Raw genomic sequence first — 14,145 nt, 5'->3', positions numbered from 1 at the left:
GATGTAGTGCTAGCCCGCGCGCGCGTAGCGGCTCGGAGGCTGGCCCACGTGCCGGCTGAACGCCGTGCTGAAGGCGCTCGCCGAGCCGTAGCCGACGCGCTCGGCGACCTCGGCGATCCCGAGGTCGTGACGGCGGAGCAGATCCCGCGCGACGGCCATGCGCAGGGCGAGCAGGTATTCCATCGGCGGCAGGCCCACGGCGCGGGTGAAGCGCTCGAAGAAGGTCGAGCGCGAGAGCGCCGCCGCCTTCGCGAGCTCGACCACCGTCCACGAGCGCGAGAGCTGGCCGTGCATCTGTCGTATCGCTGGCGCGAGCCGAGCATCGGCCAACCCGCGCAGGAGCCCCGGAGGCGCGTCGTCACCCGAGGTCGACCGCAGCGCTTCGATGAGCATCACCTCCACGAGCCGCGTGAGCACGAGGTCGCGACCCGCCTTCTGCTCGTTCGATTCCTCGCCGACGAGCCGCACCAGCACCGAGAGCCGCTCGACACCGCGGACGTGCACAAGCGCAGGCAGCAGCGACACCATGAGAGCCGCGTCCGGCGAGTCGAAGACGAAATAGCCGCCGAGCAGCCGCACGTCGGGGCGTCCGCCGCGCGTGCCGTGGCGGACCTCGCCCGTCGGCGCGGGCGTGACCTTGGGATCGATGCGCTCTGGCCTCACCGGATCGAATCCCGACAGCGTGAAGCCCGGCGTCGCCGGCAGGAGCACGAAATCACCTGCGTCCAGCGTGACGGCGCGCTGGCCGTCGACAGCGAGACGACAGCTCCCCTCGAGCACGGCAGAGAAGCTCGGTTGGCCGAAGTCCGAGTAGCGAACACCCCAGCGGCCGGCTCCGCTGATGACCTTCGAGAACACGGCGCGCGGCTGGAGCAGCGCGATGATTTCGGAGAGAGGGTCGCTCACGTCCGGACTCTAACAAATGAAATATGGACCGTCCATGATAGATCGTCCGGCGCGCCGCGGCTACTTTACCCCCATGAACGCCGCGCGCGCCGCGGCGAAGGAGTCGACATGAAGGCTACGTATGGATTCGGTGGCAAGCTTCGCAGGGAGGTGGCGCGATGAAGACGGTGCTCATCACGGGTTGTTCATCTGGTTATGGCCTCGAGACCGCGCGCCACTTCCACGCGCAGGGCTGGAACGTGGTCGCGACGATGCGCACGCCGCGCGAGGACGTGCTGCCCCGATCGGACCGGCTGCGCGTGGTCGCGCTCGATGTGACGAGGCCCGAGAGCATCGCGGCCGCGCTCGAGGCGAGCGGCCCTGTCGACGTGCTCGTCAACAACGCGGGCATCGGGCTCATGGGCGCCTTCGAGGTCACGCCGATGACCACGGTACGCGACGTGTTCGAGACCAACACCTTCGGCGTGATGGCGATGACGCAGGCCGTGATTCCCCAGCTCCGCGCGCGCAAGTCGGGGGTGATCGTGAACGTGACGTCGAGCGCGACGCTGGCGCCCATGCCGCTGGTGGCCGTCTACACGGCGAGCAAGACGGCCATCGAGGGGTTCACCGCGTCGCTCGCGTTCGAGCTCGAGGAGTTCAATGTGCGGGTGAAGCTTGTCGAGCCGGGCTACGGCCCGAGCACGAGCTTCACGAGCAACGGGGGGGCCCGCATGCAGGGGCTGCTCCCCGAGGCGTACGCGCCTTTCGCACAGCGCATCTTCGCCTCTCTCGGGCAGCCGTCTGCGGTGACCAGGGAGTCCGACGTGGCCGAGGTCGTGTGGCGCGCCGCGAACGACGCGACGGGGAAGCTCCGCTTCCCGGCCGGCCCCGACGCGGTGGCGCTGGCTCGATCGAACTGAGCTCGGTCTACCCGGCGCGGGGACCGTCGGTCATGGGCGCTGTCTTCATGGGTGAGGCCGCTCACAAGACGCCGTCGTCTTCGACCAGCGCGTAGCCCTGGAGCGGCCCGTGGGCGCACGGGAACCACCGCGCTACCGCAGGATCTCCTCGAGCAACGCGTTCGGCTGGCCGCGGCGATCCTCGCCGAACGACGAGACGCCCAGGCCGTAATACTGGTTCATGATGGTGAACCACAGATCGCGGAGCTGGCGATCGCTGCCGAGGGCGCCGTAGGCGACGTGCGCGTCGTTCAAGAAGACGCCGTCGCCGCCGAGGAGCACGATGGGCAGGTCGTACCCGTCGTGATCGTGCGAGCGCATCTCGCTCATGTGCACCATGACGCAGTGATCGAGCACCGTCCCGTCTCCCTCGGGGATCGCGTCAAGCCGCTGCGCGAGCTGCGCGCTCTTCTGGTTGAGCCAGCAGTTGATTGCCGCGTAGTCGAGGTTGCTCTGCTGGACGATCTTGTACCGGCCGTCCTGGGTCGCGCGGTCGAGGTTGCCGGCGGCGTGCTGGGAGGAGTGGTAGTGCAGGCTGGCCTCCCTCCTGTACGCGAGTCCCACCTTGGCGCGGACGTCCTCCGGGATGCACCGATACTCGAACTCGGAGCGCATGTCGTCGTGCATGTGGGTGATCACGCGCGTCACGTCGCATTGAATGGCCATGACGATGAGGTCGATCATGACCTTCGCGTGATCTTCGTGCTTGTACGGGCCGGCTCCCGTGTTGTCGTTCTCGTTGAGCCCCTCCGCCTGGCCCGGCGGCTCGGGGACCACACCGGGCTTGTCGATCGGGCTGCAGCCCAGGCCCGTCTGCGGGGTCATCGTCGACTGGACGCGGGTCGCGTTCTTCTCGATCTCGCGCAGCGAGTCCAGGTACTGCTGGACGATCTTGCGATCCGCGGAGCCGACCCGGCTCATGAGCGAGTTCGCGTCCGCGAGCACGCCGTCGATGACGCTCTTCTCCATCGCCGCGCGGCGCTCCGCCTCGATCCTGGCCTCCTCGTCGCTCTGCCCTGGCACGCCGGCCCCTGCGCCCGCGCCGACGAGCGCGTCGAACACCGCCTTCGGGTTGACCGAGCGCTTCAGCGGCTCGCGCGGGCTCTTCCACGAGAGGACCTGATTGTAGGCGTAGCTGCGCTGGTCGAAGAAGCCGGGCTTGACCCCGAGCCCCGTCTGAAGCGACGGGATGCGGGTCGCCTGCTCCGGGCCTGCCTTCTGGACGATGAGCTGGTCGACCGAGACGCCGTTGCCCACCCATTCGCCGAGGTCCTGGCGCGCCTCCCTCCCCAGCTGATCGGCGTCCACGCAGGTCGAGAGCGCCGCGCCGAGGCGCGAGTGGGAAGGCTCGATGTAGGGGTGCTGCTCCGTGCTCCACGTGTAGTTGCCGAGGCGGCTTATCATGAGCATCTTCGACTTCACCGGCGCGAAGTGCTCGAGCACCCTCGGCAGCTTGAAGTCGGCGCCCTTCAACGTCTTTCCGAACGCCGGGGCCGTCTCCCACCAGTGATGGGGCGCCCCGTTCGGGAAGGTGCAGAGCAGGAAGCGCTTCGGGGTGCCGGGCTCCCCCGCGCGCGCCCCGCGCGGCGCGAGGCTCTCGAGAAACGGCAGCGCCAGGCAGACGCCCGCGCCGCGCAACAGATTCCTGCGTGTCATCAAGCGTTTCATGTGCGCATCGCTCCTTCGTGCCTCGTCTTGTGCAGAAACAACGCGCGCGGCCTCACCGCGCCTTGTCCTTCGCTCGAAGGCGGAACGCATCGTTGATCACCACCTGCTTCACCAGATCCGCCATCGTCCCCCCGCTCCAGCGCGCGGCGATCTCCTTGATCCTGGTCCTGTCCCCGCCGCTCGGGCGCCGGCGCAGCGCATAGCTGAAGAGCTGCTCGGAGGGGCACGTCCCCGTCCGGGAGGCCTCGGCGAGCTCCGGCACGAGGCCGGCGATGTCCTCGAACGCCACGCCCTGGTACACCCCCGTCGCGTCGATCGGGTCGCCGTTCGGGTACGCGGTCCGGTAAGCGCCGATCGGATCGAAGTTCTCCAGGCTCAGCCCGATCGGGTCGAGCACGTCGTGGCAGCCCGCGCAGTCGGGCGACGCGCGGTGCTTCTCGAGCTCCTGGCGCACATTTTCGACAGGCTTCTCGTCCCCGCCCGCGGCGCCGAGCTCCGGGATATCCACGTTGGCGGGCGGCGCCAAGGGCGCGCAGAAGAGCTGCTCCATGATCGTCTTCGCGCGGGCCGTGGGAGAGGTCCGGTCGGCGCGGGACGACAGCGTCAGGAACGCTGGGAGCATGAGGAACCCCTTGCGCGCGCCCTCGGGGTCGTTCGCATAGAGCGGCTCGAGCAGCGGGCTCTCCGGGTGGGGCGCCGTGAGGAACTCGGACCACGGCTGCTCGCCGGTCGTGAAGCCGGCGAAGTAGTCGTTGACCTGGTCGAGCATCGCGGCCTTCACCTCGTCGTTCCAGTTCGGGAACCGGGTCTCGTCGGCGTTGTGGCTGGGGAGCGTGCGCGTGCCGAGCCACTGTCCGTAGAAGTTCTGGAAGAAGGCGGCGCTCTTCGGGTCGTCCAGCATGCGGTCCACCTGCTCCCGGAGCTCGTCCTCGGTGGCCAGCTCATCGCCCTCTGCCGCGTCGAAGAGCTCCTCGTCGGGGAGCGAGCTCCAGAGCAGGTAAGAGAGGCGCGACGCGATCTCGTAGCCGTTGAGGGTGCCCGGCGATCGCTTCGAGTCGGGGCCCAGCTCGATCCGGAGGAGGAAATGCGGCGACGTCAGCAGGGTCCGGACGACGTGCTGCACCGCCTGGACGGGGGACATCTCGAGGGCGGTCCGCGCTTGGGTGTACTGCGCCGCGTACCTGTCGACCTCCGACGCGTCGAGCGGGCGCCGGAACGCGCGCAGCCCGAAGCGCTCGATGATCTCGCGCGCGCACCCGTCGTCCGCGCCTTGCGCCGGGTCGCACACGAGGATCTTGGCGCGCTGCGCCTCGTTCGAGAACGCGTCCTCGGCGAGGTTCCTGGCGGCGTCGTAATACCCCTGGACAAGGACCTGCGAGAGGTTCGACAGCGCGCTCACGTTCGCGTCGAAGCCCTTCGCGCCGAATGCGGGGAAGCCGTCCGCGGGCCTCAGGCTCGTTCCCAGGAGGTGGGCGACAGTGGAATTATACTCCGAAGCTGTCATATGGTGGAGAGGCATCCCCTCTACAGTGAGGGTCGCGCCCTGCTCCGGAGCGCCATCGCCCGGCTCCGGAGCGTCATCGCTCCCGAGGGTGCCAGTACACGAGATGCTCAGGAGGCATCCCCCGGCAGCGAGCCAGGGACTCGCGAACACTCGGTCCAATCTGAACGTCATCGTCGGCTCCCGCGTGTGGAATCGGCTGTTACCCCTTAGTGACCGGTGCGCGCTGATTTCGTGATCAAATCGACCGCTGCCTCGCGAAATCAGGTTGTGCCTTGTGCGCATAAGACTACGGTGTTGATGTTGCTCCTCGGGCTGCCCGTGTGTGGGGCGGACGTGGGCCTCCTCGGACCCTGGCGTGGTGGCGGTGCACCGCGTCGGAGAACGCCTGTCGAGCGGCCCTCAGCCGCGCATACACGGTGTTGATGTTCACCCCGATCCCCTGCGCGATCTCCGCCGCCGGCATCTCTTCCAGCTCGGCGAGGAGGAGCACGACGCGCTTTTCCTCGTCGAGCGACGAGAGCAGCTCGTGCACCTCGCGCGCGGTCTCCTCCCTCGTCATGGCCTCGTAGGGGCTCAGGTTGCTCGGCCCTGCGACCTGCTCGGGATCCACGATCTCTCCTGTCCCGCGGAGGGCCGGGCTCTGGCGGCGCAACGACCTCCGGTGCGCCTGCACGACCTTGACGACGATCCCGAAGACCCACGTCGTCAGCGAGGAGCGGCCCCGGAACTCCGGCAGCCGTCGGTGCACGACGACGAACACCTCCTGGCACACGTCCTCGTGCGCCGAGGCGTCCACGCCGAGGCGGCGCACGGTCCGCCCGACGAGGGGAAAGAGCTTGCGGTACACCGTGGCGAAGTCGAGCGGCGCGGCCTGTACGCCGTCCTCGACGACGGCGGAGACCGCGTCGGCGGGCGGAGCCGTCGACGGAGCGACCGCGGCGCCGGTCGCGTCGGAGCTCGCCAAGGTACCGATCAAGGACAGACCTGTCGCATTCATGCCAATGCGCCGAGATGAAATCGACGCAGCAGCCTCGGCACGCACCATCGATACGAACGCAACCCTCTCGGGGTCGGAGCCGAACCCGATCCCGATGGCGAAGGAGCCGGTATGCATGGCGACCCCCCTCAGGGCAAAGCCGAAGTAGGAACCCATATTGTGAGCGCTCACATTTATGGAGTCAACGAGGATCTTGTCCATCCGCGGGCAGGCTCCACATCGGATGGCTGGCAAGTCTCCTCCGGAGCGGCGCGTCAAGAGGACGGGCGCAAGACCACGGTATTGTTCGACGTGGATCCCAATTTCGGGATCGAGGCTCGCCTCGCGCCGGTTCATTTGGGTTGACATAGACGATGTGAACGCTCACAAATCCGTCTCGGGGCGTCCTCCCGCTTTGTCCCGGGTAGCCGTCGTGTGCGCCGGACTCTTGGTCCTTGGTACAGGACTCGAGCTCTGCACGGACGCCGCCCGGGTGTCGTCAACGCAAGCCATGGCGAGCTCGCGGGGGCTCGCCCGCGCTGGGCTCGCTCAGGTGGAGCCGCTCCAGGTGAGCCAATCCTGGCGGAGGGAACAGCATGGCGAACTGTAGGACGAGATCGTGGTTCGGATTGACGATGGCGGCGTGCACCGCCGGCGCATGCGGCGGCGCGCAGGCCGTCGACACGCCCCCTGCGGCAGCACCGCCTGCGCCGGCGGCGACCCCCGCGACGGACGCCTCTCCAGCGGCCCCGGCCGCCAAATCCGAGCCACCTGGTGGTGAAGCCGTGAACGCAAAGCCCGCTCCCGTCTCCAAGGCGCCCTTCGGCAACGCCGACGGCAAAGAGGTGTTCCTTTACACCCTCACGAACGCGAACGGCCTGGTCGCGAAGGTGATGACCTACGGCGCGACGGTGACCGAGCTCCACGTCCCCGACAAGACAGGGAAGATGGGCGACGTCGTGCTCGGCCACGACAACCTCGACGGGTACCTAAGGAGCAGCCCGTACTTCGGGGCGACGGTCGGCCGCGTGGCCAATCGCATCAAGAACGCGCAATTCCAGCTCGATGGCAAGACCTACAAGCTCTCCGCGAACAACGGCGCCCACACGCTGCACGGCGGCAAGAAAGGCTGGGACAAGGTCGTCTGGGACGCGGAAGCGACCGAGACGCCGCACGGCCCGTCCATCAAGCTCACGTACGTCTCGAAGGACGGGGAAGAAGGATACCCCGGCACGGTCAACGCAACCGCGATCTACACGCTCACAAACGAGAACGAGCTCAGGGTCGAGATGTCGGCCACGACCGACAAGACCACCATCGTCAGCATGGCCCACCACAGCTACTGGAACCTGGGAGGGCACGGCTCGGGCTCCGTCGCCGACCAGGAGCTGACGCTGCACGCCGACAGCTACACTCCGCCGGACGCCACCGGCATCCCCACGGGCCAGATCAAGCCGGTGAAGGGGACGCCGCTCGACTTCACCGCCGCCAAGCCGATCGGCAGGGACCTGACAGCCGTGGGCGGCAAGCCGGTCGGATACGACCACAACATGGTCGTCAACGGCGACCCGCACAAGCTCCGCGAGGTGGCTCGGGTCAAGGATCCGAAGACCGGTCGGGTGCTGACGGTCGAGGCAGATCAGCCTGGGGTCCAGTTCTATACCGGCAACTACCTCGACGGGTCGGTCAAGGGCAAGGGCGGCGCGGTCTACAACCAGTACAGCGGCTTGTGCCTCGAGCCGCAGAAGTTCCCGAACTCGATCAACGTCCCGGCCTGGAAGAACGAGGTCATCCTCAAGCCCGGCCAACCCTACGCACAGACGGCCGTCTTCCGGTTCACCACCGAGTAGCTCGTCCCAGGAGGATCCATGACCCGCTCGAGCACATGCAGTATCTCGCTCCTTGTCGCGCTCTCAATCGCTGCTTGCGGGTCCGACAACGACGCCGCCGACGGCTCGGGCGGCAGCGGAGGAATAGGAAGCAGTAGCTCTTCGAGCAGCAGCTCTTCGAGCAGCAGCAGCTCCTCTTCGAGCAGCAGCAGCAGCAGCGCTTCTAGCAGCAGCGGCAGCCCCTCCGGCACGGGCGGCACAGACGACCCGAACCCGAACGGCGGGGGAGGACAGGGCGGGACGGTCGATCCGGTCGGCACCGAAGGCGACGGTGATTTCGAGATCGGGCCCAACTACCAGGACGCCCCGGAGATCAAGAGGATCGACGGCGTTCCCCAGGGGCGGACGTTCACGTTTTCCCTGTCATCCCGGGAGAGCGAAATCTTCACCGGCCACGATTCGACCTTGAACAACAACGCCAAGGGGGATTTCAACCGCCACGTGGAGGTCGCGATCCCCGCGACGTACGTCGACGGCGCGGAGGCGCCGTTCATGGTCGTCCAGGACGCGCGCGACAGAAACGAGATCATCAACACGATCAACAACTTCGTCGCGGACCCGAACAACCGTTTCCCGAGCGTCATCGCCATCTTCGCCGCGAGCGGAGGGGGCGACTCGTACGGCAGCGAGCGGGGGCTCGAATACGATACCATGTCGGACGCCTACCAGAGGTTCGTCGATACGGAGCTCCTCGAGGCGGTCAAGAACGACAAAGCCGTCCACGCCGCGTACCCCAACCTGAAGTTCACGAGCAACCCGGACGGCCGCGCCACGTACGGGTGCAGCTCGGGCGGGGCGGCGGCGCTGACCATGGGCTGGTTCGGCCACGACACCTACCGCAAGATCGTCACCTACGCCGGCACGTTCGTCGACCAGCAGAACCCCATCGCGCCCACCGAGGCCGAGTATCCCGACGGCGCCTGGGAGTACACGGAGGGGCTCATCCGGGAGAACCCGCGCAAGCCGCTGCGCATCTTCCTGGAGGTCGGCGAGAACGACCTCGGCAGCGACCGCGATGAAGCCAGCCACCACAACTGGGTGATGGCGAACCAGCGCGTGGCGGCGGTCCTCAAGGAGAAGGGGTATCATTACCGCTTCGTCTACGCGAAGGGCGCCAACCACTGCGACGGGAGAGTGATCAAGCAGACGCTCCCCGACACGCTGCGCTGGATGTGGCGGGGCTATCCGGTCGATTGACGCATGGCGGTCCGGCACATGCCGGGCCTCGACCGGCGGCGCCTCGGGCGAGCTTGTGGAGCGCGGCGCTCACGGGAAGGCTAGACTTCGCCCCCGGAGGCTTCGAGCGTGATCGACACGACGTACGTGGTGACCATGGCCGCCTACAACCGGTGGCAGAACGACAACCTGAACGGCACGGCAGACGCCCTGTCCGAGCCCGATCGCAAGCGGGACCGCGGCGCTTTCTTCGGCTCGATTCACGGCACGCTCAATCACATTCTGTGGGCGGACGAGGTCTGGATGGGTCGGTTCGCCCAGCGCCCCCACCCGGCGACGCCGATGAACAGGTCCCACGACCGCTACCAGGACTGGGAAGAGCTGCGCGCGGCGCGCATCGGGCTCGACGCGGACATCGTGGCCTGGGCAGAGGCGCTCGATCCGGCGTGGCTCACGCGATCGCCGGTCCGGTCTCCGGGCGGACACAAGACGAAGGCGCCGCGCACCCACGCCTTTTTGGTGATCCACATGTTCAACCACCAGACGCACCATCGCGGACAGGTGCATGCGATGTTGACGGCCGCGGGGGCACACCCCGGCGACACCGACTTGTTGAAGATGGAACCGTGAGAGCACGGACCCGCCAGCGCCGATCAGGACCTCGTCATCCAGCGGCACCCGGCCTCGGTATCTCGCGCATCGCCGCCACCTCCGGTGGCCCGAAGGGCTCGTACGCCGCGGCTTTCATCTGCCCGTCCTCCCCCCGTCATGGCCGCGGTGCGAGCCGGCGCGCAGCGCGCTGACGATCCCGGCGCTCAGCGTCAGCACGGCGCCGATGCCGAGGCCGATGCGCGGCGCGGCGTCGATTGGCGTGAGCACGAAGAGCAAGGTCATGACGACAGCGCCCGCCGTCTGGCCGGCCAGCCGCGCGGTGCCCTGCATGCCGCCCGCGGCGGCGCTCCGCGCGCGCGGCGCCGCGAGGAACATGTTGCGGTTGTTCGGCACCTGGAACAGGCCGAAGCCCGCGCCGCACAGCGCCACGAACGGCACCAGCGCCAGCGCGCTGCCGCGCGCCGGCCAGAGCGCGATCGCCGCGAGCCCCAGCGCGAGACACACCGCGCCCGTCGCGCACAGCCACGCCGTCGAGATGCGGTCGGCGAGGCGGCCCGCGACGGGCGCCACGATGGCCACGCTCAGCGGCCAGGGCGTGATCAGCAGCCCGGTGGCCAGGGCCTGCTGGCCAAAGCTGTGCTGCAGATAGAAGGGCAGCGCGACGAGCGCCGAGGCCTGTCCCGCGAAGCACGCGACAGACGCGATCACCGAGATGCGAAATGAGCGGCTGCGCAGCAGGTCGAGCGGCACCAGGGGCGCCTCCTTGGGGAGCTCGCGGCGGAGCAACAGCGTCGCGCTCAGGACGGCTGCGGCGAGCAAGCCGGCCCCGAGCGCTGGCTCGGCCGGCAGCAGCTCCGCGCCTGTGATGAGCGCGCCGAAGGCGACCGCGTTCAGCGCCATGCTGGTCGCGTCCAGCGCTCGCGCCGTGCCGGGGACATCGGGGAGGCCGCGCGTTGCGAGCAGCACCGCCACGCCGAGCGGAAGGTTGACGGCGAACAGCCAGGGCCAGCTCGCGCTCGAGAGCAGCGCGGCGCCGACCGTGGGCGCCGCGGCCGAGGACAGCGCCACGGCGAGCGCGTTCCAGCCGATGGCGGCTGCCAGCTGCGCCTGCGGGACCACGAAGCGCAAGAGCGCGACGCCGAGCGCCATCACGGCGGCGCCCCCGAGCCCCTGCAAAAAGCGCGCAGCGACAAGCCAGTGGAGCGAGGGCGCCAGCGCACACAGCACCGACGCGCCCGTGAACAGCCCGACGCCTGCCGTGAACACGGCGCGACAGCCAAGGCTCTCGCCCAGCGCGGCGCACGGCAACAGAGCCATCACCAGCCCGAGCTGGTAGGCGCTGACGACGCGCACCGACACGGCGGGCGTCACCTGGAACGCGTGCGCCAGCGCGGGCAGCGCCACGTTGGCGATGCCCGCGGAGAGCACCACAAGCACCATGGCCGCGAGCACACACGCGATCGCCTCCGCGCGCGCCGGGCGCTGCACACCGGAAGCCGCCTGTTCGGACGCCTCGCTCGGCACGGGCGCGCCCGCGATCGAGGTGCGCAGCGCGATCATGTTCCCACCGTCCAGACGCCGTTGCGCTCGACATAGCGGGTCACGCGCCGCGCGACCTGATCTTCCTGTTTGAGATCGCGCTCGGTGAAGCGGAACAGCAGCGCCGGGCCGGCGACGCAGCGCGTGTCGTGAATGTCTCCCGGCAAGAACAGCTGCGCCTGACCGGCGCGCAGCAGCGTCTCGTCACGCTTGACCAGCTGGATGCCGGCTCCGGTCTCGACGCGGGCGTAGGTCGACATCGCGATCTCTCCGCGCTGGAGGGCGTAGATCACCCAGCTGCGGCCGTGGTCGTGCGGCGGGCGGTAGAGCCCGGCCTGCTCGGTGTGGGCCTGCAGCACGAAGCCGTGCTTCGCGTCCCGGTAGAGCTCCCTGGAAGCGGGCGCCTCCTCGTGCAGCGCCGCGAGCCAGGGCTCGGCGGCGGGCGCCTTCGCCAGCTGTTCAAGGTGACGGCGGCAGCTGGCGACAAGGTCGCTGCTGAGCGGTCCCCAGCTGGCGCGGGTGCGATGGACGAACAGGTCAAGGGCGTTCTCGGTCATACGTGGCCTCCGGCTCGGCTCGAATCGACGTGATCCGCGCTTCGACGTCCAAGCTAGAGCGCCGGCACGGATTGCGGAACGCGCAATGGACGCAACTTACCTTTGCGTTTGACGCCATGTCTCGCCCCGAGCTCTGTTAGCCTGGCGGCATGGCGCTGCCCGATCTGAACTTGCTCGTGACGCTCGACGTGCTGCTCACGGAAGGCAGCGTCACCGGCGCGGCCCGACGCCTGCGCCTGAGCCCCTCGGCGATGAGTCGGGCGCTCGCGCGCCTGCGTGAGACCGTGGGCGACCCCCTGCTGGTGCGCGCTGGACGCGGCCTGGTGCCGACCCCACGCGCGCTCGAGCTGCGCGAGCGCGTGAGCCACCTGGTGCAGGGCGCCGAGGCCGTCCTTCGCCCGGCCGAGAAGCTCGACCTGAAGCGCCTTGTGCGCACCTTCACGCTGCGCACCAGCGAGGGCTTCGTGGAGAGCTTCGGTCCAGCCCTGATCGAGCGCACCGGCGCCGAGGCGCCAGGCGTCCGGCTGCGCTTCGTGGCCAAGCCCGACAAGGACAGCGCGCCGCTGCGCGCCGGTGCCGTCGACCTCGAGACGGGCGTCGTCGACGAAGAGACCAGCCCCGAGCTGCGCACGCAGGCGCTGTTCCGCGACCGCTTCATCGGCGTCGTGCGCAGCGACCACCCCCTCAGCCGCGCGAAGATCACGCCCGCGAGCTACGCCGCCGGACGCCACGTCGTGTTCTCACGGCGCGGCGTGGCCAAGGGGCGCATCGACGAGAACCTGGCCGCGCTCGGTCTGGCGCGCGAGGTGGTGACCATCGTCGGCGGGTTCGCGACGGCGATCGCCCTGGCGCGCGCGACCGATCTGATCGCCACCGTTCCGGAGCACCACACCCGGAGCCTGCGCGACGGCCTGTTCAGCTTCGCGCTGCCCTTCGCTGCGCCGGAGATCACCGTGTCGTTGCTGTGGCACCCGAGGCTGGACGCAGACCCCGCTCACCGCTGGTTGCGCGACAGCGTGCGGGAGAGCGTGGCAGGCGGGGAAGAGACGGTGGCGCGGAAAGGGCGTGCTGGGCAGCGCGGCGAGCCACGGAGGAGGCGGAGGGGCTAGCGCTGCCCCTCAGTGTTGACGATGACCGATGGCCTTACCGCTGTGACCCGGCGGCCAGGCTGGCGGTGTCGATGACGAAGCGATACTTGACGTCGCCCTTGAGCATCCGCCCGTACGCCTGTTCGATCCGCTGGATCGGAATCACCTCGATGTCGGCGACGATCCCCTTCTCCGCGCAGAAATCGAGCATCTCCTGCGTCTCGGCGATGCCGCCGATCGTCGACCCAGCGATCGCCCTGCGCTTGAGCACGAGGTTGAAGACGGTGGGCGACGGGTGGGCGTCCTTCGGCGCGCCCACGAGCACCAGTGCGCCGTCCCGCCTGAGCAGCCTCGTGAAGGCGTCGAGGTCGTGGCTCACCGCGACCGTGTCCAGGATCATGTCGAAGCTCTCGACGTGAGCGTCCATCTCGCTCGCGTTGCGCGACACCACGACCTCGTCCGCGCCGAGGGCCCGGGCGTCATGCCGCTTCGACTCCGACGTCGTGAACGCGACGGTGTGCGCGCCCATCGCGTGGGCGAGCTTGACGCCCATGTGGCCGAGCCCGCCGATGCCCACCACGCCGATCTTCTTGCCGGGCCCGGCCTTCCAGTGCCGGAGCGGCGAATAGGTGGTGATGCCGGCGCAGAGCAGCGGGGCGACGGCCGCCAGCTGCTCCTCGCGATGGCGGATCTTCACCACGTGCCTGTCGTTGACGACGATCCGCTGGGAGTAGCCGCCCAGCGTGTGCCCGGGGGCGTCCGGGGTCGGAGAGTTGTAGGTGAGCGTCATGCCCCTCTCGCAGTACTGCTCGAGGTGCTCGGCGCAGGACGCGCAGCTGCCGCAGCTGTCGACGATGCAGCCGACGCCGACCAGCTCGCCCTTCTCGAAGCGAGATACCTGGGCCCCCACAGCGGACACCCGCCCCACGATCTCGTGCCCAGGAACGCACGGATAGAGCGTGCCGGCCCATTCACCTCGGACGGTGTGCAAGTCCGAGTGGCAGACGCCGCAGTAGGCGATGTCGATCTGCACATCGTGGTCGCCTGGAGCGCGACGAAAGATGTCGAGCGCCTCAAGCGGCTTGTCGGCGGCATCGGCACCAAAGGCTTTCACGGTCATCTTTTACTCCTGGAAGAGCTTGAGCTCCGGGAAGAGGTAGGCTCGGCCCTGCTCGCTCGCCGGCTGCCGGGCCATGTGCAGCACTATCATGCGCTCGGCGCCGACGGTGAACCAGAGCGCCGACTGCGAAAAATCATAACAATTACAATAACTTCGCAGGCAGCGCACC

12 protein-coding genes are annotated in these 14,145 nt (G+C 68.7%); 5 read left to right on the top strand and 7 right to left on the bottom strand.

Annotated features, from left to right (window positions below; all coding sequences use genetic code 11):
* Positions 1–9: 9 nt before the first annotated feature.
* Positions 10–906, bottom strand: coding sequence for a cupin domain-containing protein (locus tag WME90_RS06585; protein ID WP_437280214.1), 897 nt, complete (start codon positions 904–906; stop codon positions 10–12).
* A 158-nt stretch (positions 907–1,064) separates the two neighbouring features.
* Here WME90_RS06585 and WME90_RS06580 point away from each other — a divergent pair, with 158 nt between their 5' ends.
* Positions 1,065–1,808: an SDR family oxidoreductase gene (locus WME90_RS06580; protein ID WP_437280213.1), complete on the top strand. Its 744-nt coding sequence runs from the start codon at positions 1,065–1,067 to the stop codon at positions 1,806–1,808.
* 132 nt (positions 1,809–1,940) lie between these two features.
* On the opposite strand, the gene WME90_RS06575 is transcribed toward WME90_RS06580, so the two are convergent.
* The 3 genes from WME90_RS06575 to WME90_RS06565 form a co-directional block, all read right to left on the bottom strand.
* A complete protein-coding gene (locus WME90_RS06575; protein ID WP_437280212.1) occupies positions 1,941–3,515 on the bottom strand; it encodes a DUF1552 domain-containing protein in 1,575 nt (524 codons plus the stop codon).
* Positions 3,516–3,567: 52 nt separating this feature from the next.
* Positions 3,568–5,019, bottom strand: coding sequence for a DUF1592 domain-containing protein (locus WME90_RS06570; RefSeq protein WP_437280211.1), 1,452 nt, complete (start codon positions 5,017–5,019; stop codon positions 3,568–3,570).
* Positions 5,020–5,305: 286 nt separating this feature from the next.
* Complete coding sequence (locus WME90_RS06565; protein ID WP_437280210.1) at positions 5,306–5,983, bottom strand: RNA polymerase sigma factor; 678 nt, start codon at positions 5,981–5,983, stop codon at positions 5,306–5,308.
* 797 nt (positions 5,984–6,780) lie between these two features.
* On the opposite strand from WME90_RS06565, the gene WME90_RS06560 reads away from it, so the two are divergent.
* From WME90_RS06560 to WME90_RS06550, 3 genes are all read left to right on the top strand, one after another.
* A complete protein-coding gene (locus WME90_RS06560) occupies positions 6,781–7,845 on the top strand; it encodes an aldose epimerase family protein (RefSeq protein ID WP_437280209.1) in 1,065 nt (354 codons plus the stop codon).
* 18 nt (positions 7,846–7,863) lie between these two features.
* Positions 7,864–9,081 carry an alpha/beta hydrolase gene (locus WME90_RS06555; RefSeq protein ID WP_437280208.1) on the top strand — a complete coding sequence of 406 codons (1,218 nt, stop codon included), beginning with the start codon at positions 7,864–7,866 and terminating at the stop codon, positions 9,079–9,081.
* A gap of 135 nt (positions 9,082–9,216) precedes the next feature.
* Entirely contained in the window at positions 9,217–9,690 is a 474-nt protein-coding gene (locus WME90_RS06550; RefSeq protein WP_437280207.1) for a DinB family protein, read from the top strand.
* A gap of 114 nt (positions 9,691–9,804) precedes the next feature.
* Here WME90_RS06550 and WME90_RS06545 read toward each other — a convergent pair whose 3' ends face one another.
* A complete protein-coding gene (locus WME90_RS06545) occupies positions 9,805–11,232 on the bottom strand; it encodes an MFS transporter (RefSeq protein WP_437280206.1) in 1,428 nt (475 codons plus the stop codon).
* Positions 11,229–11,768 carry a hypothetical protein gene (locus tag WME90_RS06540; RefSeq protein WP_437280205.1) on the bottom strand — a complete coding sequence of 180 codons (540 nt, stop codon included), beginning with the start codon at positions 11,766–11,768 and terminating at the stop codon, positions 11,229–11,231. The genes WME90_RS06545 and WME90_RS06540 overlap by 4 nt, the downstream gene beginning before the upstream one ends.
* Before the next feature lie 149 nt (positions 11,769–11,917).
* Here WME90_RS06540 and WME90_RS06535 point away from each other — a divergent pair, with 149 nt between their 5' ends.
* Entirely contained in the window at positions 11,918–12,877 is a 960-nt protein-coding gene (locus WME90_RS06535; RefSeq protein WP_437280204.1) for a LysR family transcriptional regulator, read from the top strand.
* A 34-nt stretch (positions 12,878–12,911) separates the two neighbouring features.
* Here the strand turns inward: WME90_RS06535 and WME90_RS06530 are convergent, their stop codons facing one another.
* A complete protein-coding gene (locus tag WME90_RS06530) occupies positions 12,912–13,976 on the bottom strand; it encodes an NAD(P)-dependent alcohol dehydrogenase (RefSeq protein ID WP_437280203.1) in 1,065 nt (354 codons plus the stop codon).
* Positions 13,977–14,145 lie beyond the last annotated feature (169 nt).

Origin of the sequence: Sorangium sp. So ce375, assembly GCF_051473855.1 — a bacterium.
Taxonomy (GTDB): Bacteria; Myxococcota_A; Polyangia; order Polyangiales; family Polyangiaceae; genus Sorangium.
This window is presented reverse-complemented; position numbering and strand designations above follow the sequence as displayed.

Bases quoted from the DNA above. Each gene is read 5' to 3' on its own strand.
- WME90_RS06580 (WP_437280213.1), top strand. From the start codon at position 1,065: ATGAAGACGGTGCTCATCACGGGTTGTTCATCTGGTTATGGCCTCGAG.
- WME90_RS06575 (WP_437280212.1), bottom strand. From the start codon at position 3,515: ATGAAACGCTTGATGACACGCAGGAATCTGTTGCGCGGCGCGGGCGTC.
- WME90_RS06570 (WP_437280211.1), bottom strand. From the start codon at position 5,019: ATGACAGCTTCGGAGTATAATTCCACTGTCGCCCACCTCCTGGGAACG.
- WME90_RS06555 (WP_437280208.1), top strand. From the start codon at position 7,864: ATGACCCGCTCGAGCACATGCAGTATCTCGCTCCTTGTCGCGCTCTCA.
- WME90_RS06550 (WP_437280207.1), top strand. From the start codon at position 9,217: ATGGCCGCCTACAACCGGTGGCAGAACGACAACCTGAACGGCACGGCA.
- WME90_RS06545 (WP_437280206.1), bottom strand. From the start codon at position 11,232: ATGATCGCGCTGCGCACCTCGATCGCGGGCGCGCCCGTGCCGAGCGAG.
- WME90_RS06540 (WP_437280205.1), bottom strand. From the start codon at position 11,768: ATGACCGAGAACGCCCTTGACCTGTTCGTCCATCGCACCCGCGCCAGC.
- WME90_RS06535 (WP_437280204.1), top strand. From the start codon at position 11,918: ATGGCGCTGCCCGATCTGAACTTGCTCGTGACGCTCGACGTGCTGCTC.
- WME90_RS06530 (WP_437280203.1), bottom strand. From the start codon at position 13,976: ATGACCGTGAAAGCCTTTGGTGCCGATGCCGCCGACAAGCCGCTTGAG.